The sequence below is a fragment of the Pelagerythrobacter marinus genome (genome assembly GCF_034375205.1).
Lineage (GTDB): Bacteria > Pseudomonadota > Alphaproteobacteria > Sphingomonadales > Sphingomonadaceae > Pelagerythrobacter > Pelagerythrobacter marinus.
This window is the reverse complement of record NZ_CP139719.1, coordinates 1,707,009-1,732,668: the sequence shown is the minus strand read 5'-3', so window position 1 is coordinate 1,732,668 and position 25,660 is coordinate 1,707,009. Positions and strand designations below refer to the sequence as shown.

Annotated in this window: 31 protein-coding genes; 5 read left to right on the top strand and 26 right to left on the bottom strand. The window is 62.5% G+C overall.

Annotation, left to right across the window (positions count from 1 at the left end; all coding sequences use genetic code 11):
- Positions 1–58: 58 nt before the first annotated feature.
- The 4 genes from T8T98_RS08315 to T8T98_RS08300 form a co-directional block, all read right to left on the bottom strand.
- Positions 59–694: a S24 family peptidase gene (locus T8T98_RS08315; protein WP_007163807.1), complete on the bottom strand. Its 636-nt coding sequence runs from the start codon at positions 692–694 to the stop codon at positions 59–61.
- Between the two features lie 303 nt (positions 695–997).
- Positions 998–1,159, bottom strand: a complete 162-nt coding sequence (locus T8T98_RS08310) for a DUF6961 family protein (protein ID WP_322295512.1) — start codon at positions 1,157–1,159, stop codon at positions 998–1,000.
- A gap of 29 nt (positions 1,160–1,188) precedes the next feature.
- The gene (locus T8T98_RS08305) at positions 1,189–1,329 is read right to left on the bottom strand and encodes a hypothetical protein (protein ID WP_322295511.1); all 141 of its coding nucleotides are present in this window, start codon (positions 1,327–1,329) and stop codon (positions 1,189–1,191) included.
- On the bottom strand, positions 1,320–1,859 hold the full coding sequence (locus T8T98_RS08300; protein WP_322295510.1) for a thermonuclease family protein: 540 nt from the start codon (positions 1,857–1,859) through the stop codon (positions 1,320–1,322). Before T8T98_RS08300 ends, T8T98_RS08305 begins: the two co-directional genes overlap by 10 nt.
- 123 nt (positions 1,860–1,982) lie before the next feature.
- Here T8T98_RS08300 and T8T98_RS08295 point away from each other — a divergent pair, with 123 nt between their 5' ends.
- Entirely contained in the window at positions 1,983–2,192 is a 210-nt protein-coding gene (locus tag T8T98_RS08295) for a hypothetical protein (RefSeq protein ID WP_209196999.1), read from the top strand.
- A 1-nt stretch (position 2,193) separates the two neighbouring features.
- Here the strand turns inward: T8T98_RS08295 and T8T98_RS08290 are convergent, their stop codons facing one another.
- Genes T8T98_RS08290 through T8T98_RS08205 form a run of 18 tightly spaced genes read right to left on the bottom strand, consistent with a single transcriptional unit; the run spans position 2,194 to position 19,792 of the window.
- Positions 2,194–4,896 carry a conjugal transfer protein TraG N-terminal domain-containing protein gene (locus T8T98_RS08290; protein WP_322295509.1) on the bottom strand — a complete coding sequence of 901 codons (2,703 nt, stop codon included), beginning with the start codon at positions 4,894–4,896 and terminating at the stop codon, positions 2,194–2,196.
- A 9-nt stretch (positions 4,897–4,905) separates the two neighbouring features.
- The gene (locus tag T8T98_RS08285) at positions 4,906–6,342 is read right to left on the bottom strand and encodes a conjugal transfer protein TraH (protein ID WP_322295508.1); all 1,437 of its coding nucleotides are present in this window, start codon (positions 6,340–6,342) and stop codon (positions 4,906–4,908) included.
- Positions 6,332–7,144 (bottom strand): conjugal transfer protein TraF, encoded by an 813-nt coding sequence (locus T8T98_RS08280; RefSeq protein ID WP_322295507.1) that lies wholly within the window; start codon positions 7,142–7,144, stop codon positions 6,332–6,334. The genes T8T98_RS08285 and T8T98_RS08280 overlap by 11 nt, the downstream gene beginning before the upstream one ends.
- Positions 7,141–8,862, bottom strand: coding sequence for a conjugal transfer protein TraN (locus tag T8T98_RS08275; RefSeq protein ID WP_322295506.1), 1,722 nt, complete (start codon positions 8,860–8,862; stop codon positions 7,141–7,143). Before T8T98_RS08275 ends, T8T98_RS08280 begins: the two co-directional genes overlap by 4 nt.
- Positions 8,859–9,614, bottom strand: coding sequence for a type-F conjugative transfer system pilin assembly protein TrbC (gene trbC / locus T8T98_RS08270; RefSeq protein WP_322295505.1), 756 nt, complete (start codon positions 9,612–9,614; stop codon positions 8,859–8,861). Before trbC ends, T8T98_RS08275 begins: the two co-directional genes overlap by 4 nt.
- On the bottom strand, positions 9,611–10,624 hold the full coding sequence (gene traU, locus T8T98_RS08265) for a conjugal transfer pilus assembly protein TraU (RefSeq protein ID WP_305958907.1): 1,014 nt from the start codon (positions 10,622–10,624) through the stop codon (positions 9,611–9,613). The genes trbC and traU overlap by 4 nt, the downstream gene beginning before the upstream one ends.
- Positions 10,621–11,253: a type-F conjugative transfer system protein TraW gene (gene traW / locus T8T98_RS08260; RefSeq protein WP_322295904.1), complete on the bottom strand. Its 633-nt coding sequence runs from the start codon at positions 11,251–11,253 to the stop codon at positions 10,621–10,623. Before traW ends, traU begins: the two co-directional genes overlap by 4 nt.
- On the bottom strand, positions 11,253–11,759 hold the full coding sequence (locus T8T98_RS08255; RefSeq protein ID WP_322295504.1) for a S26 family signal peptidase: 507 nt from the start codon (positions 11,757–11,759) through the stop codon (positions 11,253–11,255). Before T8T98_RS08255 ends, traW begins: the two co-directional genes overlap by 1 nt.
- Positions 11,756–12,136, bottom strand: a complete 381-nt coding sequence (locus T8T98_RS08250) for a TrbI F-type domain-containing protein (RefSeq protein WP_322295503.1) — start codon at positions 12,134–12,136, stop codon at positions 11,756–11,758. The genes T8T98_RS08255 and T8T98_RS08250 overlap by 4 nt, the downstream gene beginning before the upstream one ends.
- The gene (locus T8T98_RS08245) at positions 12,129–12,533 is read right to left on the bottom strand and encodes a hypothetical protein (protein WP_322295502.1); all 405 of its coding nucleotides are present in this window, start codon (positions 12,531–12,533) and stop codon (positions 12,129–12,131) included. Before T8T98_RS08245 ends, T8T98_RS08250 begins: the two co-directional genes overlap by 8 nt.
- Positions 12,533–15,082, bottom strand: coding sequence for a type IV secretion system protein TraC (gene traC / locus T8T98_RS08240; protein WP_322295501.1), 2,550 nt, complete (start codon positions 15,080–15,082; stop codon positions 12,533–12,535). The genes T8T98_RS08245 and traC overlap by 1 nt, the downstream gene beginning before the upstream one ends.
- Positions 15,079–15,663 (bottom strand): hypothetical protein, encoded by a 585-nt coding sequence (locus T8T98_RS08235; protein WP_322295500.1) that lies wholly within the window; start codon positions 15,661–15,663, stop codon positions 15,079–15,081. The genes traC and T8T98_RS08235 overlap by 4 nt, the downstream gene beginning before the upstream one ends.
- The gene (locus T8T98_RS08230) at positions 15,660–16,538 is read right to left on the bottom strand and encodes a DsbC family protein (protein WP_322295499.1); all 879 of its coding nucleotides are present in this window, start codon (positions 16,536–16,538) and stop codon (positions 15,660–15,662) included. The genes T8T98_RS08235 and T8T98_RS08230 overlap by 4 nt, the downstream gene beginning before the upstream one ends.
- Positions 16,535–17,818: a TraB/VirB10 family protein gene (locus tag T8T98_RS08225; protein ID WP_322295498.1), complete on the bottom strand. Its 1,284-nt coding sequence runs from the start codon at positions 17,816–17,818 to the stop codon at positions 16,535–16,537. The genes T8T98_RS08230 and T8T98_RS08225 overlap by 4 nt, the downstream gene beginning before the upstream one ends.
- Positions 17,818–18,573 (bottom strand): type-F conjugative transfer system secretin TraK, encoded by a 756-nt coding sequence (locus T8T98_RS08220; protein WP_230293240.1) that lies wholly within the window; start codon positions 18,571–18,573, stop codon positions 17,818–17,820. The genes T8T98_RS08225 and T8T98_RS08220 overlap by 1 nt, the downstream gene beginning before the upstream one ends.
- The gene (locus tag T8T98_RS08215) at positions 18,570–19,139 is read right to left on the bottom strand and encodes a type IV conjugative transfer system protein TraE (RefSeq protein WP_010412621.1); all 570 of its coding nucleotides are present in this window, start codon (positions 19,137–19,139) and stop codon (positions 18,570–18,572) included. The genes T8T98_RS08220 and T8T98_RS08215 overlap by 4 nt, the downstream gene beginning before the upstream one ends.
- Positions 19,140–19,151: 12 nt before the next feature.
- A complete protein-coding gene (traL, locus tag T8T98_RS08210; RefSeq protein ID WP_010412623.1) occupies positions 19,152–19,439 on the bottom strand; it encodes a type IV conjugative transfer system protein TraL in 288 nt (95 codons plus the stop codon).
- Between the two features lie 26 nt (positions 19,440–19,465).
- Complete coding sequence (locus T8T98_RS08205; protein ID WP_173214078.1) at positions 19,466–19,792, bottom strand: hypothetical protein; 327 nt, start codon at positions 19,790–19,792, stop codon at positions 19,466–19,468.
- Positions 19,793–20,155: 363 nt separating this feature from the next.
- On the opposite strand from T8T98_RS08205, the gene T8T98_RS08200 reads away from it, so the two are divergent.
- Positions 20,156–20,617, top strand: a complete 462-nt coding sequence (locus tag T8T98_RS08200; RefSeq protein ID WP_221572381.1) for a hypothetical protein — start codon at positions 20,156–20,158, stop codon at positions 20,615–20,617.
- Between the two features lies 1 nt (position 20,618).
- Positions 20,619–20,885, top strand: coding sequence for an AlpA family transcriptional regulator (locus tag T8T98_RS08195; RefSeq protein ID WP_137678726.1), 267 nt, complete (start codon positions 20,619–20,621; stop codon positions 20,883–20,885).
- Positions 20,886–20,932: 47 nt separating this feature from the next.
- On the opposite strand, the gene T8T98_RS08190 is transcribed toward T8T98_RS08195, so the two are convergent.
- The gene (locus T8T98_RS08190; protein WP_010412642.1) at positions 20,933–21,319 is read right to left on the bottom strand and encodes a MerR family transcriptional regulator; all 387 of its coding nucleotides are present in this window, start codon (positions 21,317–21,319) and stop codon (positions 20,933–20,935) included.
- Between the two features lie 82 nt (positions 21,320–21,401).
- On the opposite strand from T8T98_RS08190, the gene T8T98_RS08185 reads away from it, so the two are divergent.
- Positions 21,402–21,764 (top strand): DUF3703 domain-containing protein, encoded by a 363-nt coding sequence (locus T8T98_RS08185; protein ID WP_010412645.1) that lies wholly within the window; start codon positions 21,402–21,404, stop codon positions 21,762–21,764.
- 8 nt (positions 21,765–21,772) lie between these two features.
- Positions 21,773–22,351, top strand: a complete 579-nt coding sequence (locus T8T98_RS08180; RefSeq protein ID WP_224800998.1) for a class I SAM-dependent methyltransferase — start codon at positions 21,773–21,775, stop codon at positions 22,349–22,351.
- Between the two features lie 163 nt (positions 22,352–22,514).
- Here T8T98_RS08180 and T8T98_RS16360 read toward each other — a convergent pair whose 3' ends face one another.
- The 3 genes from T8T98_RS16360 to T8T98_RS08170 all read right to left on the bottom strand — a co-directional run bounded on the left by T8T98_RS16360 (position 22,515) and on the right by T8T98_RS08170 (position 25,603).
- Positions 22,515–22,862, bottom strand: coding sequence for a hypothetical protein (locus T8T98_RS16360; RefSeq protein WP_456107228.1), 348 nt, complete (start codon positions 22,860–22,862; stop codon positions 22,515–22,517).
- 2 nt (positions 22,863–22,864) lie between these two features.
- A complete protein-coding gene (locus T8T98_RS16355) occupies positions 22,865–23,173 on the bottom strand; it encodes a redoxin domain-containing protein (protein WP_428831680.1) in 309 nt (102 codons plus the stop codon).
- 195 nt (positions 23,174–23,368) lie between these two features.
- A complete protein-coding gene (locus tag T8T98_RS08170) occupies positions 23,369–25,603 on the bottom strand; it encodes a TonB-dependent receptor family protein (protein ID WP_224800999.1) in 2,235 nt (744 codons plus the stop codon).
- Between the last annotated feature and the right edge of the window lie 57 nt (positions 25,604–25,660).

Here is a 25,660-nt window from a genome sequence, read left to right as displayed (position 1 = left end):
TGCAAGTGTGCGATTGTTTGTGTGGACCACTGCCGCGATCCATGCGCGGAATCTCCCGCTACAATGCGCGGCCAAACCAGATGACGCGGCCAACCACATGTACTTCAGACCGGTCCATGTCGTACCAAGTTGGGTAGGCCGGATTGTCGCTGGCAATTGTGATCTGCCGACCACCTGGTTTGATCGCGATACGCTTCACGACGAGGGCATCATCAGAGCGAAGGACATAAATCCCATCACGCAATCGCGATCCATGATCTGATGCATCGACCAGGACCTCGTCACCATCGCTGAGAGTGGGCTCCATCGAGTCACCCTTTACCCCAACGATCGACAGGCTGGCGCTCTTGGCCGAAGTCAGGTGCCGCAGCCACCGCTCATCGAACCCAAACCGGGTGTGTGCAGTCTCACTAGCAGCTACCGCGCCAAAGCCGGCGGATGCCTCCACATCGAGTACGGGGATCTCGACCATGCCATCGGTGACCGGATTAGCCGGACCACCGAGCACTTGCTCGTCGACACCGAAGAAGCAGGCGAGCGTCTTTCGGTCTTCGTCATCGAGCTTTCTCGGAGACCCGCGCTTGATGAATTGCTGCACATAGGCAGGGTTGCGGCCAAGCAGCCGCGATATCGACGCGTAGCCATATCCGCCCTTGAGGATCAGCCGGTCGAGCTCCTCCCTCACATGTTCCATTCGCCTGTCCTTCGAATCTCAATCGTAGGAATTTTCCTAGACTCGCGGATGTGATCCTACTAAGAACATAACAAGAACACAAGGGATTTGCGAGTCGGAGCGAAAGGGTTATGACCTTGCTGGAACGGATTGAAGAGCATCTGAAAGATCATCATATTTCGGCGACACGCTTTGGCAGGCGTGCAGTCGGTGATCCTCGATTCGTGCTAGACCTCCGGCAAGGGCGAAGGCCGCGTCGACGAACGCTAGAGCGGCTGGAAGCCTATCTGCAGTCAGTGGAGGCTGGAGATCACAAAGGTTCCATCAGGAATGGGACGTGCGCTCGGCAAGTTGCTCATAGCGACGGGCAACATCCTGCCAAAGTCTTGCTCCGTCCTGCTCGCCGGCCCGGCATAGCTGATCGATCTTCGACGCAATGAATTCACCTCCGGCGTCGCCATGGTGCTTATCCACCCACAGCGCCATGCCCCAAAGCTCCTGTTCACGGGTGAGCATCAGAAGAGTGACCCGATGCCTGCGATTAGCATAAGGACAATCGGAATACCCAGCAGCCATGCTTCGAGCTTCAATTTCCATTCCCGCTCGTTGCCCGGCAAGGGATCATCGCTGTCCGGCCAGATGCGCATCAGCACCATGGCTCCCTGCGTCCGGACCAGGTTCGTGCTAGTCCTTCCGCGACCAATTGGTCGCCGATCGAGCGGCCATCGCGCATCAGGACACGGAGCTTACGACCGTACTGGTCTTCGTCTCGATTACCGATTGGAACGGCGGAGAACACTCCCTGATTGAGCAGAACCACAAACCTGTCGCGTGCCCTTATGCCGAGATCGTATTCGATATCGCATCTTGGCTGCGAAATTTCAGGCGTGTCGATATCCGCGATCCTGATCTTCACGCCTTCGAGCCAGATCGTGTCGCCATCGACGACACAAGTGCGTCTGACCATGCCGCAAACGGCAAAGCTGTGCGTGGTTCGTGCCTCAGCGATCGCCGAACCAAAAGGCCAGTAGATGCCAAGAATGCCGCCCAGAATGCCAACGAGTAAGCCTCCGGCAACAAGCAGCGCAAGGCCGCGCCGTTTGCCTTGCTTCTGTCGGAGAACTCCTGCGTGAAAATCGAAGACATTATTCTGTGGTGATCTTCCTGCCATGCCAACTTCTTTCATTTTCGGGCCTGTAAGCCAAGACACCGTGCTCGCTTTTCCGATGATTTTCGGCTATTTTCTCAGCAGCAAGATGGGGTTGAGAAGAGGAGAGGGCGGCTCCCTTCTTGTGAAGGAGAATGAGCGATGAGCGATCCAGACGACACACCCCCGGGCGGCAAGGAGAACTGGGAGGGCTTCCGCGAAGTAGATCGGGCCATCGCCGAGAACCGTCTCACTTCCTACACCTGGAAAAAGACCTGGGCTGACCCGTGGGGCAAGCTTGGATTGATCCTGTTCGGGGTCCTGTTCCTCGCCTTTTTGATCTATGTGATCATCTACGACGGGCTGATCTGAGCTACCATTCCTTCACATCGTCGGCCGCCTCAGCCGAGGCTCCCTTGGCATCGCGAGTCTTGCCATCGAGGTATCCTTTGACGGTCCCGATCCGCCGGTCCCCTTGTTGTTGGACCCGACCTACATCCCGGGCGATGTCTTCACGCTCGCTTGAGGGGGCGCCAAGGCTCCCTGGTACCCCGCCAAGCCGTACCGATCCCCGCACGCCATCTGCGCTGCTCACAGCGGGTCGAGCGACGGACGCAAAGGGCGGCAGAGCCAGGTCATCCGCGATCTCGGCATTGAGCTGGTTCGCATAGCTTTCGACGAACCGCGCCTGGAGTTGCTGGCCCCGCGCACTCATCTGGAAATCGATGTCGTCGAAGCGCACCGGCCCATAGTAGTCGCGGTTACCATCGATCTCCGCCATGCCCCATTCGCGATAGGCCTGGCTGAGGTTGAGCGTGCCTGCGGCATTGGCACTTTCGTACCAGCTTGCCTGGTTCTCAAGGCGGCTGGCGATCTCCTCGGCTCGGCGCGCTTCGCGGGTGTAGCTCTGCGCTTCGGTGATAGACGTGGTGATCCCGGCCGAGCTGCTTGACACCAGCGCCTCCGAACTCGAACTCGTTTCACGCAGGAAGCCTTCGCGCGTGCTCGACCAGCTGCGACTGTCCGAGATCTGGCTCAGCGCGCCCATAATGCGCGAGCGATCCTCGGAGGCGATCCCGATATCACTGTCAGTCCAGGTCTGGTTCCGACCACCCTTTAACCCGAGGGTGCCCTTGACCGAGCCTCGTTCTCCTTTGACCCCGAGACCGGCATCCCCGTTTAGGAACCAGGACACAGTAATGTCGTCGGCCGCGCGGCGCGACAGCCCGAATTGCTGCTGGAGTGTATTCGAGGCGTTGTCGACCTCGCTGAAGGCGCTGCCGATGCTGTCGCTCGTTGACGTGCCACTGACGCTCTCGTTCGAGCGCGAGCGGGTGTAGGCATCGCGCAACTCGCTGAACCGGGTGACAGCCGAGCTCGTCGATTGCTGGGCAAGGTTCGAGAATGTCTCGCTCTGGCCGCGACTCTGGCTCGCCATGGTCGCGAGCCTGCTCGAGAAGTCCTGCCCGAGCGTCGGCGTGAACGGATAGCTCGAGGTCGGCACGGTCGCGAACTCAGCCTGCGGGAAGCTCGTTGTCTGCGTGCCGTTGTCGGCAAAGCCGCGCGATTGCGCTGCGCCATAGGCCATGTTTGGCGCGAGGCTTGCCTGGGCGAATTGGCGCGAGAACACATTCGAGTTCTCCAAACTGGTGTTGCCGAACGAGAGGTTGCCCGTGCTCGCCTCGCGCGCCGCTTCCTCGGCCGCGTTCTGGCTCGGATTAAGGTAGCTCGTGGCCTGGCCAGAGATCGCCATGGCTCCGCGAGCGACCCCGCCTGCAAGGAAGGGGATCGAGGCGACAAGGTAGCCGGCAAGGATACCGATATCGTTGTTGACGTCGGTCATGCCTGAGAAGGTCGCGAGGCTGAGACCGGTTGCACCGCCAGCTGCCGCAACATCGCTCGCGCCCTTGAGCATCAGGATCATGTGGAGGATGACGAACAGCGGTCCCCAGGCGGCAAGGTAGAAGAATCCGGTGACATAGCCTCGAAGTGCGATCGGGCCGGTCCTTGGCATCAGAAACAGTGGGAAGAGTACCGGGAAGAGTGCGTAGAAGACTACGGTCAGCACGACATTGAGGATCGGCACCCATTTCATCGCATTGTGCGCGATCGAGGAATAGGTCCGCTCGGTCTGGATATCGGCGCGGGTCTGCGCAAACACATCGACGCTCGAGGCGCCGCTTGCCCCGGCAAACCCATGCATTGCCTGGTTCATCGCATTGATCGTCAGCACCTGGCGAAAGATGCTGCTCGCATCCTTCGAGACCCCGGTGAGATATTGGTAGGCTATAGGAAGGTCGGCGATGAGCTTGGCCTTGGCGAGCGCTTCGGTTTGCTTGGGATAGAGCTGACGTCCGGCAACGAGGGTCATGTCGTCGATCATACCCGCCCACTGGTTCGAAAGCGCGGTGTAGGCCTCGCGGCAGGTGTCGATCGATGCCGTGACACTGTCATCGGTCTCGCGGGTCAAGAACTTCTGCGCGCGCGCCGCGCTGCCGGGCGCGATAGTCGCCCAGATGTCGTTGCTCTCGGACAGCTCCTTCATCGAGTAGCGACCGAGCAGCAGGTCGTAGAACACGCATTGGCGAACGTGTTCGTCGAAATTTGCCGCGAACTCGGGATCAGCAATACGCAGCGAGCGTGTCGCCTCGAGCAGGCGCGCGCCGTAGATCATTCCGTTCTTCGAATAGTTGAGATCGTCGGGAAGCCCGAACACGGTCTCGGCCGACCGCGTGAGGTAGTCGCCCGCCTGGCTGGTGAAACTCGCCATCAGCGCGAGGCCCAGCGGAACATTGGCAACCGTGGCCGGAGCAAGGCTCGGATTGACGCGATCGGTAACCTGCACATCCATCCGCGGCACCATCAGGCACATGTAGATGAGCGTCGCGCCGAGGAACCAGTTGAGCCAGGCGCGCCAGTCCTGGTTGAACGCGACGACGATGACCGCGAGCGCGAACCCCATCACCAGCGCGACCTGAATCAGGCTCTTGTAGCCACCGGCCCCGGTCCACGAGGCGACAGCGTTGAGGACATTGACGATATATTCGCCGCCTCCGGTGGTGAAGATCTCGACCATGTGTGCGCCTCAGGGGACGATCGAGCGCGACTGGAGCCCGCGCGACCAGTCGAGCGCGGCGGACATCGAGGGCGACATCGAAGCGGCGAGCGCGTTCTCGATCATCGCAGTCTTCTCGATGATCTGCATGATTGCGGAGACCTTGGCTTGTCCGGTCGCCTGACGCTGGACGAGGCCCGAACGCACTTCGGCGACCTGGCCCCGCCAGATCGCGAGCTTGGCTTCGTCGGCGGCGATGAAGCTCGCCATCGAGCGCCCGGCTTCGGACACAATGCGGTCGAGGATGGCATAGAGGAGGTCGATGCTGGCGATCTCGGCGAGCGTGTCGCGATCATCGGTCGGCATGCCGCGCCCATAGGCGGCCTGGACGGTGAGGATCTTGTACAAGGGGACCGAGGCCACCTGCAGCAGTTCCTTCTCCGCATTGCCGATCGCGGTATCGGCCCGGATCGCGTCGACCATGTTGCCGATGAGGAGTGCGACGCGCGGGCGGATCGCCTTGGCGTTGGCAAGGCTCATTTGCTCGAAGGTCGGATTGAGGCAGAGATCGGTCTCGTCGCAGCGAAACACCCGCACGTTTTGGCCCTGCGTCCCGTCGAGCAGCGCGCTCACCAGCGTCGAGGACGCATCGCCTGCGAAAGGCACGAACTTGCCCGGCTCGTCGTCCTTGGGCGGCACGTAGATCACCGTGCCGATCAGCGTCATGGCGTATTCGGCGAGTTCGCGGTCGAAGGTACCGCCGGGGTTGAAGAAGGCACTCTTCTTGAGGACGTGCCAGGTGTAGTTGCGCGGCACGCCGGGATTGACGTCGGCATAGTCGCTCCCGGCTCCCTCGTTGGTCGAGGCGCGCTGTCCTCGCGTGCCGCAGCCGTGCTTGGCAGCAGCGTAGTCGGTGAAGATACCTTCGGAATTGCCGATCGCCTCGCAGATCGCCTTGTCGGCGAGATCGCCCTTGGGCCACAGTCCGCCGACCAACCCCTGCGCCATCTCGCAGGAGTTGATCGAGAGATTGTTCATGAGCTGAGCCTTCTGCGAAAACTCCTGCATGATCTTGTTGCACTCGGGACAGACGGTATCGATCGCGAGGCTGAAAGCAAAGCCGACCGCGTTGTTGGCAACGGCCTTCAGGAGCGCGACCATCTCGCTCGCATTGATGAAGGAAAAGGATCCGGCGAAGATATCGATGCCCCCGCAGCCCGCCCTTGCGCGAGGCAGCTGGAGATTGGCGACGTTGGTCGTTTTCTGCGGGAAGCGCGTCCAGACATTGCCGAGGCTGTAATAGCCCGCCGACTGGCCTTCGAAGGCGGTGGGGCCGGTGACATTCGCCGCCGCGCCCATGTCGTCCATGAAGCGGTCCATGCTGTCGCCAACATTCGCGGCGACCGGTGAGGCAACCATGCTGGCAGCGGCGAGGGTCAATGCCGCATTGCGGATGCTAGTAATCATGTCCGGCTTCCTTGGAGGTGAGAAGGTAGATGCGGTCCTGCAGCTCGTCGGCCGAGAGCACGCCGTAGCCGATCGGAATCGGGCGTTTGGTCACGCTGTCCCACAGCACCAGGGCGGGGGTGGCTTTGCCTTCGAGACCAAGCTTGCCGCGCTGGTTGGTTTCGACCTTGTAGTCCGGGAAATGGCGCGAAGGCCCGCCGTCCGTCGAGATCGCGCGCACGGTGATCCGCCAACGGTTTGCGACGCCCTTGACGATCGGGCTCATCACTTCGCACGGGCCGCAGGTCGAACTGAAGAAATAGAACAGCCCGTAGCGCTGCGAGAGCGTTGCCATGACGTGATCGCGCTCCGCGCTGCGGGCATCCTGCCACTGCTTCTTAGCGACCGCTCCGACGGGGCGTTCAAGCGTGTAGTCGAGGTCCGGGTCCTGCCAGATCGCCCGCTGCCAGACATCGGAGAACAGCGAGGCGCGGTCGAGCTGCGCGCGCTGGAAGCGGATATAGGCCGCGACATTGGCCTCGGTCGGATAGAGGATCGCGCGCGCCTTGAGTTCGCGCAGCTCGGAGGTGATCGCGTCGAGTTCCTGCGTTGCCGGGACCGGTTCGGTTTCGGGCTGTTGCGGCTCTTCAGCGGGAATTGGTTTGACACAGTAGAACCAGTAACCCAGCCTGCGCTCTTTGCAGTAGAGCGCATCGGCCGCGGTGGTCGATGTAGTGTCCTGTCGCTCTTGGCTATAGGCCGAGGTTGTGGGAAGAACGCTCAGGCTCAGGGCCAGCGCTGTCAAGCGATGGAGATGGGTCATTGGCCGCCCCTTGCGTAATAATCTTCGATCCTCTGCTGGATGAGGATGCTCGTTTCGAGCTCGTCGGGCAGCCGCGCGGCCTCGGTGAACTCGGAATAGACTTCGCTGAAATCCATCCGGCTGAGGTCGAGCCGGGCGAACTCGGCGAGGGTGAACCCCTCGCATTGTTCTTCTTTGGGCTTGTCCCACGGCTTGGGGAGCTGCTTACGGCCCTGTTCCTGCAGGATCCGCGAGAGCTTGCTCTCGAAACAGCAATAGACCTTCTTCTTCGTCAGGCAGACGCCGAGGAACTTGTCCGAACAATAGGTCCCCACATAGGCGCACAGCCCCTGCGCATCGCGCTGGTGGAGTAGCACTTCCTCGCGATCGCAGCCGAGCGCAACCAGCAGGCTGATCCCCGGAATGAGCGGGAAACCCTTACCCTTGCAGCAGTTGAGCACGCCGAAGACCTTGGACGAGCAGGTGTTGCGCGTGCCGCGGAACAGCGTCAGCGTGTTCGGATCGAACTGGCCGCGCGCCTCGTCCATGGCATGCAATGCGACCGCCGCATCCTTGAACTCGTCATTGGCGGTGCGCTCGATCGTCTCGCAGCTGCCATCGATGCAATAGACATCGCCGTCGCAGACATACTGTGTGGAGCTGTCCGTACCGGGCAGGGGACATTCGTAGATGCGCTCCCAGGTCTCGCAGGGCGTCTCGTCGGTGAGGCATTCCTCGCCGATGAACCGGCAGGTGCCCTGGCTTTCGATGTCCGAACAGTCGGTCGCCGCCTCGCGCGATGTGCAGGTGTAGCTACGCTGCCATTCCCAGCAGGGCCGCGTAACCGAGACACCGTCGATCACCCGTGTCTGCGGATCGGCATCGGTGCAGATCTCGGTATCGAGCGTACAGTCGCCATTATCGGCAAATCCGGTGCACTGGCTCTCGTCGGAAAAGGTATCGATCGAGTTGTCCGTGGTCACCGCATAGGGCGTGTAGCGCGCATCTGGAGTGTCGCATGTGATTTCGGCGATGGGATCGCCAGGTTCGGTGCAGTATCTGTAGAACTGGTCCTGCCGCCACTGAAGGCAGGGCCCGGGCCGATACCCGGTGATCCGGCACGAGCCACCATCGAATGCCGAGCACCAGGGATATCCATAGACTGTGCTCGTCTCATTGCAGAGATAGTGCCATTGCTGGCGCCGGGTCACGTTGGCGACGAGCGGGACTTCGCACTGGCCCGCCGACTGGTCGATCCGCGTGCCGGTGTTGCAGGTAGCGGTATAGGTTCCCGCCGAGCCCGTCCCGGGCGGCAACGGGACGCAATTGCCCTGACCGCCGGAGATATCCATGCCACTGGTATAGTCGAGCGGGGTCTCGTTTATTGCGAGGCTGCGCGCGATGACGTCCTCGATCTCGCTTGGATCGAAGCGCGCGCGATTGGCCACGCTGTAGCGCATCGCCCGATAGCCCCGGTGTCCGGTAGCAGCGGCGGCCGCATTGCTTTCGATCCGGTCGGGATCGTCGGCGAGCGTTTCCAGGTTTCGCACGGCGTTGCGGTCGTAGTTGGGCAGGTTTGCTGCATTGGGCTGCGACCTGGCAGCTTCTTGCGCTTCGCCGCGCAGGCTTTCGCCAAAGGACTTGCCATCGGCCCGCGCGTCCTGCTGCTGCGCGGAGACGGGCGCGGCGACCGCGAGAAGAGCGAGCAAGCCCAGACTGAGAGATTTTGCGAGCGTCATGGATGGTCTCCCTCGAGGCGACGAAGGTGGAGACGTGCAAGCTGCGCTCCCGGACCCCCTCCGGAAGCGAAGGTGTCGAGCACTTCGGCCACGCTGATATTACCGGCAATGCGGTCGTGCGGCGGCAAGACGTCTTTGCAGTCGAACCCGTCGCACGGGGCAAAATCGCTCGCGATCATCACGAAGCTCGGGGCAACCTTGATATCGAAGGCGCGGAACAGGCGCGGGTCGATACCGAGTGCGCCGGCATCATCGCTATCGCTCCAGATCGCGGCGGTGCGCTTCTTGAAGCGCGCGCTGTCGCCTTGGGGGAATCCGCGCAGTACGGTGACGCCGCCGGCCCTCGAGACATCGCGAACCAGCGCCTTCAATGAGGGTTCGGGCATTGCCAAGGAGGCAAACGCGATGAACCGGGGCGTTTCGCCCAGCGCTGCGACTTCCGCATCGGCCTGGGCGCGGATCATGCCATCGAGATCGAGCGGCCCGGCATTCGCGGTCGCCTGCGCAGTCTCGGCATAGGCTGCGCGATTGTCGAAAGCTGTTTGCTGCGCGGCGCGCGCGTCTTCTGCGAGGGCATCCGCTTTTGTCCTGATGGATGTGGCGAGCGCCTCAGCGTCGGCGGCATGTTCGGCCGCACGCGCGCGGATCTCAGCGAGGTCAAGGTCGGGCCCGGCATCCTGCGCGGAAGCTGCGGCAAATCCGGCAGCGATCAACAGGCTCAGGCCAACGAGTATGGGGAAGGCGTATCTCATAGCGCGCAGCAATTCCTCTTGCGCCAGACGAGGTATCCCATGTCTTCGCCGATGGCGGGGATCACCTGTCCGGGGGACTGGAAGGTGGTGGAGGCACCGATAGGCGGGCAGGCGTAGCGGCCCTTGGTCGCCGGATTGGGGTTGGTGGCCTGGAAGCGGTATTGCTGCTTACGCATGACCGGCATGAGGTATTTGCCGCACAGGCCTTTGGAGCCCATCGTTCCCCACGAGACGAGTTCGCGGTGAAGCTTGTAGGCGAAGCGCGAGAGAACGAGCCGCGAGGCCTGAACGTGGCCGATCGAGGCCGAGACATTGCCGTTCATCGGGTACATCGAGCCCTGGCAGCCCGCGCACCAGAACATCTCGTCGAGCGGCAGGTTCGCGGTCGATGCCGCGCAATCAGCCGCGCACGCGGCGAGCGCCAGCGGGTTGGCGAAGAGCACGGCCTCGGGATTGATGATCGCGGTGAGCTCTGAGTCCTGCCACAGCGGATCGATCTCGGAGATATAGAGGATATCGATCGAACCGGGCTCGAGGCACAGGAAATCGGCGACGATCTCCATCCAGTAGATCAGCGGATAGGCATACCAGTGGACATGCCAGCTCGAATAATACTGGCTCGCGCCGCCTACCGCCGAAGGGCCCGAGATTGAGCGGAACCCGATATCGAAGCCGGGATCGAGTTTCATGCCGCCAAGGTTCACGAAGCACCAAGGCTTCATACTGACATCGGCGAGCCGGACCGGCTCCCAGAACCCCATCGCGATGCCGGGCCGAAGACCGCACAGGCACAGCGGGAAATCGGGGTTGTCCGGATCGGGACGATTGCTCGGCCAGATTTCGAGCCCGCCGACTGAGATCGGGAACAGGCACGACCAGCAGATGTCGGTGATCGGGTTGACGAATTGCCCGGTGCACTTGCCCGGACCGGCATCGGCCGAAGCCGGTGATGCGAAGACCAGCGATAGCATCGCCGTGAACAGCACGAGGAAGGCGCGGATGCTGCTCATGGCTGTGCCTTCCGGGGCGGGAGCGTGATCTCGCTCACCTCGAGCATCCGCCCGTTCTGGCGCACCCACGCGGGGACGGCCCTGATGCCGAATTTTTGCGTCAGCTTGCCGCCCTGATCGAAATAGAAGCGGCGTTGACGGGCCTTCATCAGCTCGAGCGGTGCGCCTTTCACGAGGATAAGCTTGGCGTGCGCGTCCTGCCTCAGCGCCCAGGCGATTTGCGAGGGATCGTCGCCGTCAAGAAACAGGAGGTCGCCGCGCAGCTTGACGCTGTCGAGCGGATTGACCTGCGTTCCGGCGGCATGGATCAGCTCGCCTTTTGCGCCCCGGATATCGGCAGCAAGCGTAATTGTCGGATCGAAGGCCCATTGGCGGCTTGCGCTTGCGCGGATCACGCCGGCAACCGGATCAGGCCGGTTGACGCGGGCAATCGTGCGACGCTTGAGTTCCTCGTTGAGCCGCGCGGTCTCGCCCGACTTTTCCATCTGGGCGAGGCGCGTATGGATCTGTTCCAAGAGATCGCGCTCGATCACGGGGAAGACCGCTCCGCGCTGGCCGTAGTCTCGTGCCTGCAGGCTGGCAGGGAGCGCAGCGAGGAGAAGCGCGCCAATCGGAAGGAGGGAGCGCATCACAGGATTGCCCTCCCGCTGCCGAGGATCTGCTCGCGGCAAATGAAACCGATTGCGCCGTAGCGGCTGTCGAGCCCGCGCGGATGGTCAGTTCCGGCGTAGTAGCAACCTTCCGGTATTGCGCCTTCGGGACCGCGCGTGAGCGGCACGCCAAGGCGGGTGACCTCGAGCAGGCTCGCGACCTGCTTCCCGTTGATGAAGACCGCATCGCCCTCGTGGCGCACGACATCGCCCGGCATGCCAAGCACGCGCTTGCCGAACATCTGCGGTCCTTTTCCGAAATGCCTTTCGACCAGCTCGCTTTGCGGCGGCTCGAAGAAGAACAGGCTGCCGCGTTCGATCGGCGCGTGCTTGTCGAGCCAGAACGCCCAGTTGGGCAGGCTCGGGCTCGCATTGATGAGGAACGCGTGGTCCTTGCTGAAGGCATCGAGGGGCGCCCAGGCAAGCGGTAGCAGGACCAGCCCCGAGAGCAGCAGCGGACGGCGGATCGAGCGGGTCAGGCTCATGGCTGCTTCTCCCCGGCGAGCTTGTCCGCAATGCGCTGCTCGAGTTCGGAGGTTGCGTCTTCGGCAGCGCCCGCGAGCACGGCCTCGGCAACCAGCACCACGCGGCCGTCATGGCCCATATCGGCGACGGCGCTTTCGGCGGCTTTGAGGTATGCAAGGCTCGCCGCCTGGACGACCGCCGGATCGGCATCGGCGCGCGCGGCTTCCTCGACGAATGTCCCGATGGTCTCGGCGAGCCGGACCGTGACGATCCGCTGCTTTGGGGAGCTGGTGACCTGCTGCGTGATCCACGCACCCCACAGGAGCGCGGCAACGAGCAACGCTACGGCGAGGAGTTTCGGGCCCAGCTGGCTAAGCGGGAGGTTCAGTCTATCCATGGCGGGGAGATCCTTCGGCGAGGCGGCGATCGAGGTGGCGCAGGAAAGCCGGCAATCGCAGCAGGGCGAGGCCGCCGGCTGCGATGAGGAATGCGATCTGGAGGTCCTGGGCAAAGAAGCGGCGCGCGACAGGTTCAGCGCTGCGGTAGTGGTCAGCAAGATTGCCGATCTGCGCGAACAGCGCCGTCAGGTCCCATCCAGCGATGAGAAGGAACACGAACAGCGGCAGACCGAGAACAAGCAGCAGCGTGCTCGCCGCGAAGCCTGCCGTTTCGATCAGCACCAGGCAGGTGCCCTGGAACAGCGCCAGCCAGTCGATCACACGGTGCTTGTCGCGGGCTTGTCTGACTGACGGAAGTCGCACGCGATCTACGAGCGTGGTGGTCTCGAGCACCATCACATGCCTCCTTCCACACCTGCGACCAGCGCGACTGCGCGCTCCAGCGGCATGCCGTTTTCGACATGGCGGTGGATCGCGGCATAGGTGTCAGGATCGGAGGAGAAGATCGTCGCGGAGAGTGGGTCGAGCACCAGGCGTCCAACGGCTTCCATCTCGGGACCTTTGAGGTAGATCTCGCTGTACTCGGTGCCCGAGCGCTTGAGGCTGCGGATCAGCGTCTCGGTCCGGTCGTCCATGTCGAGCCGGGCCTCCTTGCGGAAATCGGCGATGGTCTCGGGTTTCTGCTGAAGCACCAGCATCCAGTCGCTGTTCTCGAGCGCGGCCCGCGCGCCGTCCGATTTGTAGTAGTCGTTGAGCGACTGGGTGGCGGTCGCAAGCGCGCCGCCATACTTGCGCGCGGTGCGGGCATAGGTCTCGACGAACTCGCCCATCGAACCGCCCTTGAGCATCGCCCAGGCCTCGTCGATCAGCAGCAGCTTCTTGGTCGAGCGCGACGAGCGCGTCATCGCCTGACCGGTCATGAACATGATCGCCGAGAGGACGACGCTTCTGAGTTCCTCGCGACTTGCGAGGTCGCTCATCTCGAAGACGGTGAAATCGTCCTCGAGCGCGAAACTCGCTTTCCCGGAGAAGAACCCGGCGTAGCTTCCGCCTCGGCAGAAGGGCGCGATTGCGGTGGCAAGGTCCTTGCCCGCCTCGTTGTCGCTCTGATGGAGTGCATGCGCGACGTCGTCGATCGCGCCGCCGCCGCCGAGCGCATTCCAGACCTGGGTTACTGCACGATCGATGAGGCCGCGTTCGGTGTCCGAGGGCGCGGCGCTTGGCCGCGCCATCTGGCCGACGATCGCCTTGATCATCGCAAAGCAGTCGAGGCGGTAATCTTCGTCTTCATGCGCGCGGGCATCGTCGACCATCGAGAACGGGTTGAGTGAAAAGCCCGAGGCGAGTGTGAACTCGACGAAGCGGCCGCCCTGCAGCTTGACCGAATGCTCGAAACTGCGCCCGTCATCGATCACGACCACCTTGGCGCCCGCGCCGCGCAGCGCGGCGCACAGCTCCTGCAGCAGCACCGACTTGCCTGATCCCGACTTCCCGCAGATCGCAATGTTGTGATTGCCCGCCGCGTTCTCGAAGGGCGACCAGAAGAAGGGCTGGCCGCGCCGTCCGAGGAGCAGCAGGTGCGGGATCGTCCCGCCGAGATACTCGCCCTGCAGGGGGGCGATATTGGCCGCGGTAGTCGAGAGCATGGTGCGAAAGCGCTTGAGGCGTGCAAGGTCGTGGACGAGCCCGTCGGCGAGGCTCAGCGGGAATGCCGCGACGAGGCCCTGCAGCTGGAGGAAACGCTCGTCGGCAAGGTCCCAGCCGGCGGCCTTGTAGATCGCCTTGATCGTGCGTTCGTGCGCGTCGCCGTCTCCCAGCGGCGAGATAGTGGTGAGGCCGTAGAAGAGCTTGACGAGCTTCTTACCAGCCTGGAGCTCGGCCTGGACGTGCTTCCACTCCGCCGATTGCTCGGAAAGCCTCGGCAGGAAGCGTGCGCTCTTCGTTTCCGACAGGCTGGTGGTGCGCATGAACTTGTAGCCTGCGCGCGCGGCTGCCGCTTCCTGGTCGGGATAGTGCAGGCACAGCATGGTGGCGGCGGGACAGGGAAAGCGCAGCTTGTCGGTGAACATGTCGCCGACAAGCCGCGCGCATTCCCACGGCGCCCAGCGTTCGGGCGTCGAACGCACGCCGTAATGGCGGACATCGAAGCGGTCAGGATAGCAGGTGCCCATTTTGGGAACGCCATCGCGGCTACGTCCGGTCTCCCGGAACCGCTCGGTGCGCAAGATCAGCCGGTCGTCCTCGACTTCGAGTTCTATGTCGCGGCGGATCGCTTGCGCATCGAGCGTGTCCTCGCGGTTCCAGTGGGTGAGATCGGGTTCGCGCGCGGTGGTCGGCGAGGTAAGTTCGTCGACCAGCGCGAGCAGGCCTGCAGGCTCGAGCCTGTTCGATGCAAGGCCGAGCGAGTTCAGCATGCCCGCCATCCCGTCTCGGCATTCGGTGAGTTCCGCATCGGTGACGCTTCCGGGCACCGGAACGCCGAGCGACAGCACGAGACGCACATGGCGTGCATGAAACGGCGCGTGTGCCGAGCCCGACTTCCAGACGAGATCGTAGAGCCGGTTGGTGCGGGCCTTCGCGATCGCTTCGTAGATCCCGCCCTGCTCGTAGCGCGGCGCGAACCACGGGCCGACGATGGCGCCGATGCGCGGGGACGCGAAGTTCAGCACCTGCAGGCAGGCGCCTTGCGGCAGGCTCTCGGAAAAGAACTGGCCGAGGATCTCACCTGACCGCTCGTCGGCGCCAATGAGCGGGGTGACTTCGAGAATGAAGCCCTTCGAGTGCGCGTTGCGGTAGAGCCCCGGGCCCTCGTCATAGACGCGGTATGGAAGCCAGTCCGACAGCATGTCGAGCGCGAAACGCGGCTGCGCATGGTCGGCTTTCTTTGCATCGCCGAACAGGCCAGCGAGGAGCGCGTCGCGCGCAGAAGAAAGCGAGAGGTTCACTTGGGCTCTCCTTCGGGCAGAACAGGGTGGGGCACCTGGCCGGGGGAGGGGGAACGACCAGGTGCCCCGGGGTCCGGCGCTTTGGCGCCGGGCAGCTCCGTCAGATCCTGCGAGGGGATGACCAGGACATCGGGAGGCTGCTGGGGGGAGGGATTGGAATGCTGGAAAGGAATTGCTTCTGCGGCGGTGGGCGGCGGGCCTTCCGCTTCAGCCGGGCGCGCCAGGGCGCGCAGCACCTCGCCGGTTGAACGCGGCGCGCGCCAGCGCTCGGCAGCGCGATCGGGCAGCACGACATGAACGACCCGGGCCTCGTGGATGCGGCCCGCCTCATCGCGGTAGCCCGCAACGACGATCCGCAATTCGCGATCACCGGCCCCGTGCGCTCCCGCAGAGGCATGACCGGACCGTTGTGCCTGTGAAGCGCGGGTGGCGGCATCGTCGATCATCGAGGTTGGCGCGCAGCTTCCCTCCGGCGCGCGGCAGGAAAAGTCGCCCTTGACGTTGCCGCCAAGCGTCGCGCAGCCGGCGATCGTCAATGCGAGAATTGCCGTCGCCCCGACACGGGTCGCACGACCGCTCATTGCTTCGATCCGGACTTGTCATTGGCAAAGGCGTGCAGTGTCTTTGCATCGCGGTAGCCGTGCAGCACCGCGCCGTCGCGCGCCCGGACGATCACCGGGGTTCCGGCAAAGCCGTTGGCCTGTGCAAAGGCTTCGTTGGCATCGAGCGCAGCGGCTTTCTTGCAGGTAGCGCGCGGTTCGAGGTGCTTGCCGGTGTAGGCAGCATGGAGCGCCGCGACGGGGTCGGCGGCGCAGAGCACCGCCTCGGACATGCGCCGGCTCGATGCGCCGAAGATCGAGATCGGCCGTTCCTCGACAAGGACGCCTGCCTTCTCGAGCTCGCCGGTGAGTCGCTTGCAGTAGCCGCACTGAAAATCCGAGAAGACAACCAGCTTCGGCCCCTTGGGATTGCCCCACAGGATCGCGCCTTCTGCGGGCAGGACTTTGAGATCGACATGGGTCGCTGCCCGCCTGTCGCGGGTTTCGGCAACGTCGTGCCGCCCGGCAGTGTCCTGGCCGGCAGCGCGGGCTGCACCGGCGGCGAGCAGGTCGGGGTTGAGTTCGAGCAGGCGCGCGGCGGTCACGTCGCGCCGCTCTTCCATGTCATAGAGCCGTCCGACGAAGAGGTAGCGCGCCGCTTCGTCGATGTAGAACAGCGTCTCGCCCGAAACGACCTCGCACCACGGCGCGAATGTCCTGCAATCGAGCGCATCGATCGGCGTCTTAGGTAGACGCAGCTTGAGCGCCTCGACCACGTTTTGCGCGATCGCGGCCTGCGCGGGCATGGCGGTTACGATCGCGACGCCGCTGGTGAGGAGGGCCGCAGCGCTGGCAGCCGCGAGCGATAAGTGCGCGGCGCGCGCCTTGAGGCCCGGCCGCTGGTTCGAATAGTTCATTGGGGTGTGCTCCTGACATGGACGCCGTCGAGAAAGACGATCTCGACTGCGATGCCGGTCGGCATCTCGACGACGGGTTGGTACTGTTCTGCGCGTTCGATGAGGTATTTGCTGACCGTGTCGGCGGCTTCGCCCGCGCCCTGGCCCAGGCCGCCTGTAAGGATGTCGGTGGGCGAGAGCGCGTCGCGCCTGCCGTCGCTGCCGACAGGCTGCGCAAAGATGCCGTTGGCATTGGCCGAGAAGCCGCGCCCGAAGCCGCCGACAATACCGGCGAGCAGCGCCTGGCTGACGAGACTGCCTTCGCGGCTGACGACATTGCCGCGGACGCCCGACTTGCCGGCAAAGGCGATGAATCCCTTCACTTCGCTCACCGCGAAGCGCCCGCCCGGCTGGGCACAGGTCATGCGCACAAGCTTGACGTAGACCTTCTCGGCCGAGAGGTCGCCGCGCGCCGCGCCGTTGACGAGGCAGCCGGTGAGATCGGTGGTGAGCAGCTTGTTGCCCTGCAGCACCGAGCGCGCCGGACCGGTGATCCGCAGCACCACGGGCAGCGGATCGCTCTGGCTGGTGACCCCGGTCGAGGCGTCGACCCCGACGATTACGGTGGCAGGTGCATAGCTGTTGGGCGGCAGGTAATCGCGGCTTGCCTCGAGCAGCAGCGCCGGCGCGCTTTCGGTTGCCTTGGCCTTGGCGGTGCCCGGCTTGTCGTTTGAGAAGCTCAGCAGGCTTGCCTTGGGTTCGCTGGGTGGCTCGAGCGGTCCGGGAGCGAAGCCCGGAGCCCGCGGATCGACTGAGGGAACCGGCGCGACCGGGGGATTGGTGCGCACTGTTTCGAGTTCCGAGCGCAAGGCGGCGTTCTCGGCCGAGATCGCATCGATCGCAGCTTGCCCGTCGCTCAGCATCCGCGCGTTCTCGCCCCGCAGCGTTTCGAGCTCCTGCTCGATCGAAGCCCTGGGAAGCTGGGTCTCCTGCAGGTCCTTGATCGCCTTGCCCTGCGCATCGAGGCGGTTGCCGTAAGTGGCGACGAATTCGCGCTGCGAGAGATTGCGATTGACCAGCGCGCCGGTCTCGATCGTGGTTGCGCCCGCGCCGTCGGCGCTCGCTTCATCCTCGCCGCCGAAGATGAACATCGAACCGGCGATGAGCGCCACGCCGCCGATCCCGGCAAGCAGCAGCTTCTGGCGCTGCGCGACCGTGCGGTTGAGATCGCGCCGGGCTTCGCCGCGCGTCTCGTCCTTTGGCGCTGCCGCGGGCGTATAGCTTGTGTCGGGATCGGCCATTATTCGAGCCCTCCCTTGGTAAAGACAAGGAAGGCTTGCGTGCTCTCGCCGGGCTCGAGGCTGTCTCGGCCATAGGCAAAGGCCAGCGCCCCGGCCGGCGCCTCGCGCTCACCGGCAAGGTCGACGGGCGCCGAGCCAAGATTGCGTAGAGTAAAGGCTTGGCCGATCAGTTCGGCGCCTTCGTATTCCGCGACCTGCTGCACTTCGAGGCTGTCGGTGTGGCGTGGTCGCGAAAGTTCGGCACGGGCGCGGAAGCCCGGCAGGACCCCATCGCTGGCCATCGCTTCGATCAGCCGGATCGCGGCCTCGTCGCGCGTCACTGCTGCGCCTTCCCATTCACTCGCCTGGGATTTGGCGAGCGCGGGATTGGTGACGAAGAGCTGGCTCGCTTCCTCGCCTTCGACGCGGCAGGTGAACTTGTAGACATAGCCCGCGCTGCTCGTCGCGAAGAAGCTGACCCTTGCGCTCGCATATTGCAGCGGCACCGAGACATAGATGTCGCCGCGCACCGGCTCGTGGGTCACCTCGAAATCGTTGTAGGGAAAACCGCTCGCCATCTTCGAGACATTGGCGAAACCGTCCTCGATGAGGGCGATACGGGTCAGCGCGCCGCGTGCGAGCACGCAGTCGATCGCGGCGCCATCAGCGGCCTCGACGAACTGGTCGGCATGTGCCGGTGAAGCGTAGGCGGCCGTGGCGATTGCCAGTGCAACGCTGGTCAGCGCGGCGGGGAAGGGGCGGGATAGGAGTGTCATGGGTTCTCCTCCTCGTTTTCGGTTGGGAGCTGGCGGAAGCCGGTGAGGCCGAGACTGAGGCCGCGGCGGTTCCAGCTGAATTCGAAGCTGCGCTCTTGGCTTGCGATCACCTGCGCACCGACGAAGGTCTTGAGCGTGCCGGTGACGACAGCGGTGAGCGCCTGCGCGTCGACCTCCATCCGCGAGATGACGAAGGCCTGGCTGATGTCCGAACCGCGCTGCTCGTCGACGATCTTGACGAGCTCGGCCTTGAGGCTCCCGTGCGCTGACGGATCTGCCACCTTGAGGACCTGTTCCATCCAGTAGTCGAGGCTCTCGGGTGCGCGATTGAGCAGCATGAGCGCGGTGTCGCGGGTTACGAGTTCGAGGTAGTGCGCATCGGTACCGCCGCTCCCGAGCGTCAGGCGCTCGGTCGTGACAGGCACCAAAATGACGCTTTCCTCGCGCGTCGCCGCCGCGCCGACCGCCAGCAGGCTGGTAAGGCCCAGCACGGCTGACAGCGCGGCGAAGCGGTTGCGCTGTTTGAGGTGACGCTGCGCTTCCTCATAGGCGAATTCGTGTTTCACTTGGGTCCTCCCTCAGCCTGCGAGCAGGCGGCAGTGGGAGGGCGGCGTGGCTTTCAGCCCGAGGAAGCTCCCCGGCAGATACCAATAGGCAGCATGGACCAGTTTCGACCCTGCGCCTGATGCCTTCGCCTTTCGAAGGGCGAACCAGGTCATGACCGATAGGCCGGTGCCGATGATGATGTGCTGCGAAAGGATGCCCCACGCGAAGGGGACGAGCAGTCCCGCAAACTCGTCGATGGTCCAGAAGCCGATGAGCTCCGGGTCGTCGAGCCGCCGTGGAACGAGGTATCTGTCGGCCATGCCGCCCTCCCGTCGTTAGACCGCGATCAAATGGTTGCGGTCACGACCGAGGTGACGATCGGCACGCCTGTGCCGACGCCAATTCCGACACCGACCGGGACCGCGACCTGCCCAAGGGCGAAGCGGCCCGAGGCGAGCGCGATCAAACCGCCGGCAAGGCTGAGGACGGTGATGATCTTGCCGCCCGAACCTTCGAGGAAGTCAGTGAACTTCTGCAGCGCCGGATCAAAGGTCGTGTCGGCACCGGCATAGGCGGCACCGGCGCAGGCGAGCGCAATCGCGGCCGGAAGAATATAGTCGCGGGCACGAATGCCTTTAACGGATGGGCGGGGAAGGGTGATTGCATTGTTCATCGAGGAACTCCGTTTCGAACATTGGCAGCGATGCGTTCGCTGTATGTTCTTTCCTCGATTGGAAGGCAGGGTGTAGGAAAACGGAAACTGCCGCACGCGGCATTCCGACCAAGAGAAATCGTCGATTCTGGGCAATCTGACCAGGCTTTGCGCGACCGGTGCAGACATTGCGGCCAAGAATACCGATCATTGCGCCACCCATACCGAAGTCTGAGATCGAGGGACCGGAATCTGCGCGAATCAAATCGTGTGACGATGAGCCAGTTTCCTACGTGTTCCTTATTTGTTCTTTTTCCTTTCCTACAGTTTGACGCGTCGCCTAGCCTGTTGGTGATTCGCTGAAGATCACCGGAAGCAGGAACAATGGCGCGAAACACAAACGACAAATGGGAAGAACTATCGCGAGGAGTCGCCGCTTTCCTCGACCATGCCGTGGACGAAAGTGGCAAGTCCCGGCGGACGATTGCCGCACAAACGAATATCAACAAGGACGCGCTCCGACGCATCCTCGCCGGGACAAGGTCAGCCACACTGCCAGAGGCGCTGGCCATCCTTGACGCGAGCGGACACGCGCCGCGCACCTCCCTGATGCTGGCACTCGCGGGGTACTCGCAGCGTAGCAAGGATTGGCAGAATAGCGGCGTGCTGGAATTTCTTGAAACCTTCATAAGCGAGTTGCCGTCTGCTTTGGATCAAGCGCTGGGCGAAAGGCTGCTCGATGTGAGACCGCGCTGGGCAAAGGGGACCGCGCACCGCACCGCCGGTCTCCTGTCGGATCACCTCGCGCAACTGGAGCGGCAGGATGAACAAAGCTTCGCTCTCTGAAATGACGACTGGTCTCGAAACGGACGCGGAAGCCGTTCCTGTCGAGCCACCGCCAGACCGGCTCATTCGTCTTCCCGAGGTCATGGCGCGCGTGGGCCTGCGCCGAACGGCAATCTATCAGCGGATGCGCGAAGGCCGTTTTCCAAAGTCGCGTTCGCTCGGTCCCCGTTGCACGGTTTGGGTCGAAGCCGAGATCGATGACTGGATCGGTTCTGTTGTCGAACGCACCGACGAGATATGTCAGAACACGCCCCGAATTTCGAGATGATCATGGTTTGCGTCCCGTCACCGCTCGAATAAACGCGCGCTGTCCCGCTAGCCGGAAAGCACTTCGATTATCCGGCATTCGCCAACCGCTCCGTGCTGGCAGTCGTCGACCATATGGCGCAGTTCGGTTCGCAGTTTTCGCAAGTCACCAAGCTTCCGATCCACTTCGCGTAGGTGGAGGCTGGCAATAGAGTCCACGGCTTCGCACGATTGCGATGGATCATCCGACAAAGAAAGCAATTGGCGCACCTCCGCCATGGTGAAGCCAAGGTCGCGTGCGCGGCGGATAAACCGCAATCTGGCCAATTCGGTCGGGCCATAGTCCCGGTAGTTTCCGGCGGTGCGTGGTGGTTCCTCCAGCAATCCGGTCCGTTCGTAGTAGCGGATCGTTTCGGCGGTCGTGCCGGTCTTCCGCGCCAAGGCACCAATCTTCATGGGTTTCTCGCAATGCTTGACCTTGTAGCCACTACAAGGTGCATAAGACGATTCGAAGATGCAAGCAGAACGGTAAAATCCTGTGGCAAAGAAGGACATTATTGAACTTATCGAAGCTGAGCGGCGCGTTTTCCGTGCCGCCAGGCAGTCTGGTGACCGGGCTTTGGCTTGGACCGCGCTCGAGCGGGAACATATTCTGGGCCAGGGCTTCTTCGGGCCGCACCTTCGTTCACATATGACGATGCTGGGCTATGCAGTTGAAACCCGCGATGGCCGCGAAGTTCTGGGGCAGGTCATACGTCTTGCGCTCGCTCCCCTTGGTAATCTCACCGGACGGCTCCCCTGGGGCAATACCGGACGCGCAAACGTGAGCGCATTCGCGCCAATGCCATACCCGGACGACCTCGCGGAGGTTTTCACCATCTCTTCGGACGAGGTTCGCTAGCACGCGCCATGGCAATTCTATCCAACGAACAGGTTGAACGTCTCTACGACAAGAACGCGGGAATCTATGACCGATTGGTGTCGGGGTTTCGGTGGGCCGGTCTTGGTCGCTGGCGACGCGATCTGGTTAACCGGCTTGAACTCAACGCCGGTGACCATGTGATCGATCTATGTGCTGGCACCGGCGCAAACCTCGCGTTTCTGCTTGAGAGAGTAGGACCAAGCGGCAAGGTGACGCTGGTCGACCTTTCGCAAGGCATGCTCGACCAAGCCCGTCGACGAGCGAAGCGCCTGCGAGCTAGCAATGTCGAATTTGTGCAGTCAGACGTAGCCGCCTTCCGCTTTCCGAGCGAGACCAGCGCAGTCATCAGCACCTTTGGACTGGAAATGCCACCTGATTACGCTGGGATCATCGAGCGCGCCTCGGCTGCTCTCCCGACGGGTGGCCGGATGGCCCTGCTTGGCCTGAAACACCCCGAGCGCTGGCCGCGATGGCTGATTGAAATCGGAATATTCGCTACGAAACCGTTCGGCGTCTCGCGCGATACGAAGAATTCCGCCCGTGGCTACCAGCCCGCCGAGAGCTGAACGAACTCCATTTCCGCGAGTTTCTGGCAGGATGCGCTTACGAATTCGTCGGTGCCAAATCGTAATGCGGCGGAAGCCGCAGTTGCGTGACTGCTTTTGTCTAGCTTCATGCGGGTTCCCCTGTTGAGTTCGAGCCCAAATACACCACATCCGCTTGCGCTGGTCAGTCGATTTTAACCGTGCGCAGATAGGGGCGCAGCGTTGTGAAACCTTGCGGGAAGCGCGCTTTCGCTTCTTTATCGGAAACAGACGGTGGAATGATGACGTCATCCCCACTCTGCCAATTGACCGGGGTTGCCACGCCTTTACTTTCGGTGAGCTGGACTGAATCGAGCAATCGAAGCACTTCTTCGAAATTGCGTCCGCTGCTCATCGGATAAAGTAGCATCGCACGGATTTTTTTGTCCGGGCCAACGATATAGACGGCGCGAACGGTAGCATTGTCGGCTGCGGTTCTTTGCTCCGCACTGCCAGTCTCCTCGGCGGGCAACATATTGTAGAGTTTGGCCACCTTCAGGTCGCTGTCGCCGACCACCGGGTAATCGACTTTATTGCCGCTGACCGCGCCTCGATATCGGGTAGCCAGTCGCGATTGTCTTGGCTGCTGTCGACCGACAGGCCGAGAATCTTGGTGTCGCGTTTGGCAAATTCCTCGCCGAGACCGGCCATGTAACCCAGCTCGGTCGTACAAACCGGGGTAAATGCCTTTGGATGAGAAAACAGGATAGCCCAATTGTCGCCCATCCAATCATGGAAGGTGATGGTGCCTTGGGTCGTTTCCGCTGTGAAATCGGGGGCTGTCGAGCCAATGGAGAGGGTCATGTGCATAATCCTATTTGTCGTGAGGGGAGGTGTCCGCCGTCCTCATATTTTGGCGGGTGTGTGGCCTGCGGCACGTCGAATGTCGACGCAATCGATTGCGTGAGTCTCGACCTCACCTGCATTTAGTGGGGCGGAAATGCTCACTGGCGCTCCCGCCTCCTACAAGATTGCGCGATCATCGGCCGGCGTAGATACTCAGAAGCGCACGCTAGCGCCTGCTACGAAGCGCCGGGGAGCCCCCGGTCTCAAACCCGAAGGCCGACGCGCTACAGCATAAGCATTGTCGAACAGATTATCCACTCTGGCAAACAAAGAGAGACCTTCCGTCAGCGCAAACCGGCCGGCGAGATCAAAGACAATCCTTTCGTCAATACGCTCATCGGGCGAAATATCCCCGCTACCTGCTTCGGTGCGTACTTGCGATGTGTAATTGGCGCTCACGAGCAAGGATGCCGGTCCAAATGCGAGCCCCGTTTCGGCATAGAATTGGTGGCGAGCGATGTAGGGGAGTGCGTCGCCCTGGGACACGGAACCGAAGAACGCACTCTCGAAACTGCTTTCGAATTGCGCGTCGGTGAGCGTGTAAACCACCGAGAAGGGAATTGAAATTTCCCTACCCACTTGATGCTCCGTCGAAGCTGCCAGCTCCAACCCCTTTACGGAGACGGCCCCAGCATTGAACTGGTCGCCAATATCCCCGACGCTACACCCCACGGATTGTGTGCAGTTTCCGAGCAGATTGGAATAGTCGGAATAAAACGCAATCGCGGAAGCTTGAATGGCGCCATTCCGAAAACGCCCACCAAATTCATAGTTCCAGCTTTTCTCGGCTCGCGCCTCCGGATTTCCTGGCCCGGGGGGAGAAAAACCGCGCGAAGCGCCTGCAATCAACAGCACGTCTCCCAGTGCATAGGTTGCACCGAGTGCGGGAAGCCATTCGTCAATGTTGGTCTTACGTATGCGCGAAGGTCCATCGAGACGAGCGGGGTCGGCTCGATCATAGTCCAGTCGGGTAAGGTCGATGCCTTCGTACCGAATGCCGGGTGTCAGAGTAAGCCCGCCGATCTCGATCCGGTCCTCCAGATAGAAAGCGATCGCCTTCGCCTTCGCCTCGCGATTGGCTTGAGCGCCCGGAGCCGTCTGCCGGACGAAAACGAGATCTCCATCCGTTTGCGTATAGAATTCCTCATTCTGCAACCGGTCTTCTTCATCCTCGTGATACCGGAGCGACGCAGCCAGGTTGTGCCTGACCTCGCCGGTCTCGAAAGGTCTTTCGAACGAAAGCTGGACGCCTTCGCTCCGATAGACGCGGTTGTTGTTGCGAATGCGAAGGGCACCTTCAGCGCTGTCTGCGCCTCGCAGGATTGCGAGGCCTCTCTCGTTTGAGGAGGGAGCATCGAAAACGGGTTGGATGGCATCAAAGCTGCCATCACCATCGAAATCGATGTCCTGTAGCTTCGACCAACTTCGTGTGAAATCGTTGCGATATAGGGTAACCGCGAACTGCGTGTCGTCGGGCAACCGGAGGGTGCCGGTGAGCCGATATTGATCGTGCTCGCCCGTGAAAACGTCGCGTTGGCTGGCCGAATAGCGCCGGTACGGATCGCTCGCGAAATCCGCGTCGGCGAGGCCCAAATAGGTTTCGTTCGCCTCAAGTTCTGATCGACCATAGGCGAACTCGAGGCGCGCATCGACCGGCGAATCTGGGCTGGTGTGGACGGCGAAGCGGGCGCGATAGTCCTGACGTTGAAAACCGGTCTCAGCGCCGGGAAGCCCATCTATCGTCTTGAACCCGTCACTGCCTTGCTGATAGCTTTCCACCAGCGCCCCGAAATTGCCGGCGCTAGCGCCAATCCAGCCATGACCTTGATAATAGCCGCGAGAACCAAGCTGTCCGGAGGCTTCGCCAGCAAGGCTCTCGGTCGGTATCGGAGTCGATCGGAAATTGATGGCCCCGCCGATCGTGCGAGGACCATAGCGTACCGAGCCCGCGCCCTTGATCACTTCGACTGCATCCATTCGACCGATCGCAGGGAAGTAATACGCGGCCGGAGCGGCGTAGGGGGCAGGGGCAATAAGAACGCCATCTTCCATCAAGGTGATGTTGCTCGACCGTTCGACCGGCGCGCCGCGCAAGCCAATATTCGGGAATAGCCCGAAACTGTCCTCTTCCTGAATGTTGACCCCCGGCACCTGGCGCAGGACACGGTTGACGTCACCATGCTCGAATTCGCTCAGTTCCTCGCCATCGATTAGGTCCGCCGCACCGGCCACTTCATACGCATCGATGCGACCGCCAATCACGATAATCGATTCGCTTGGGTTTGCTATCCCGTCCTGCGATTGCCGCTCATCGGTCGGGTCTTTTTCATTGGCGTAAGCAGGGGCGGCCAGTGCAATTGCTATGAGCGAGGCGGTAGCGCGATACATGTGAAGAATCCTTTCGAGACATTTACCAGCCTACTACTACTATTGAGACGTATTCGC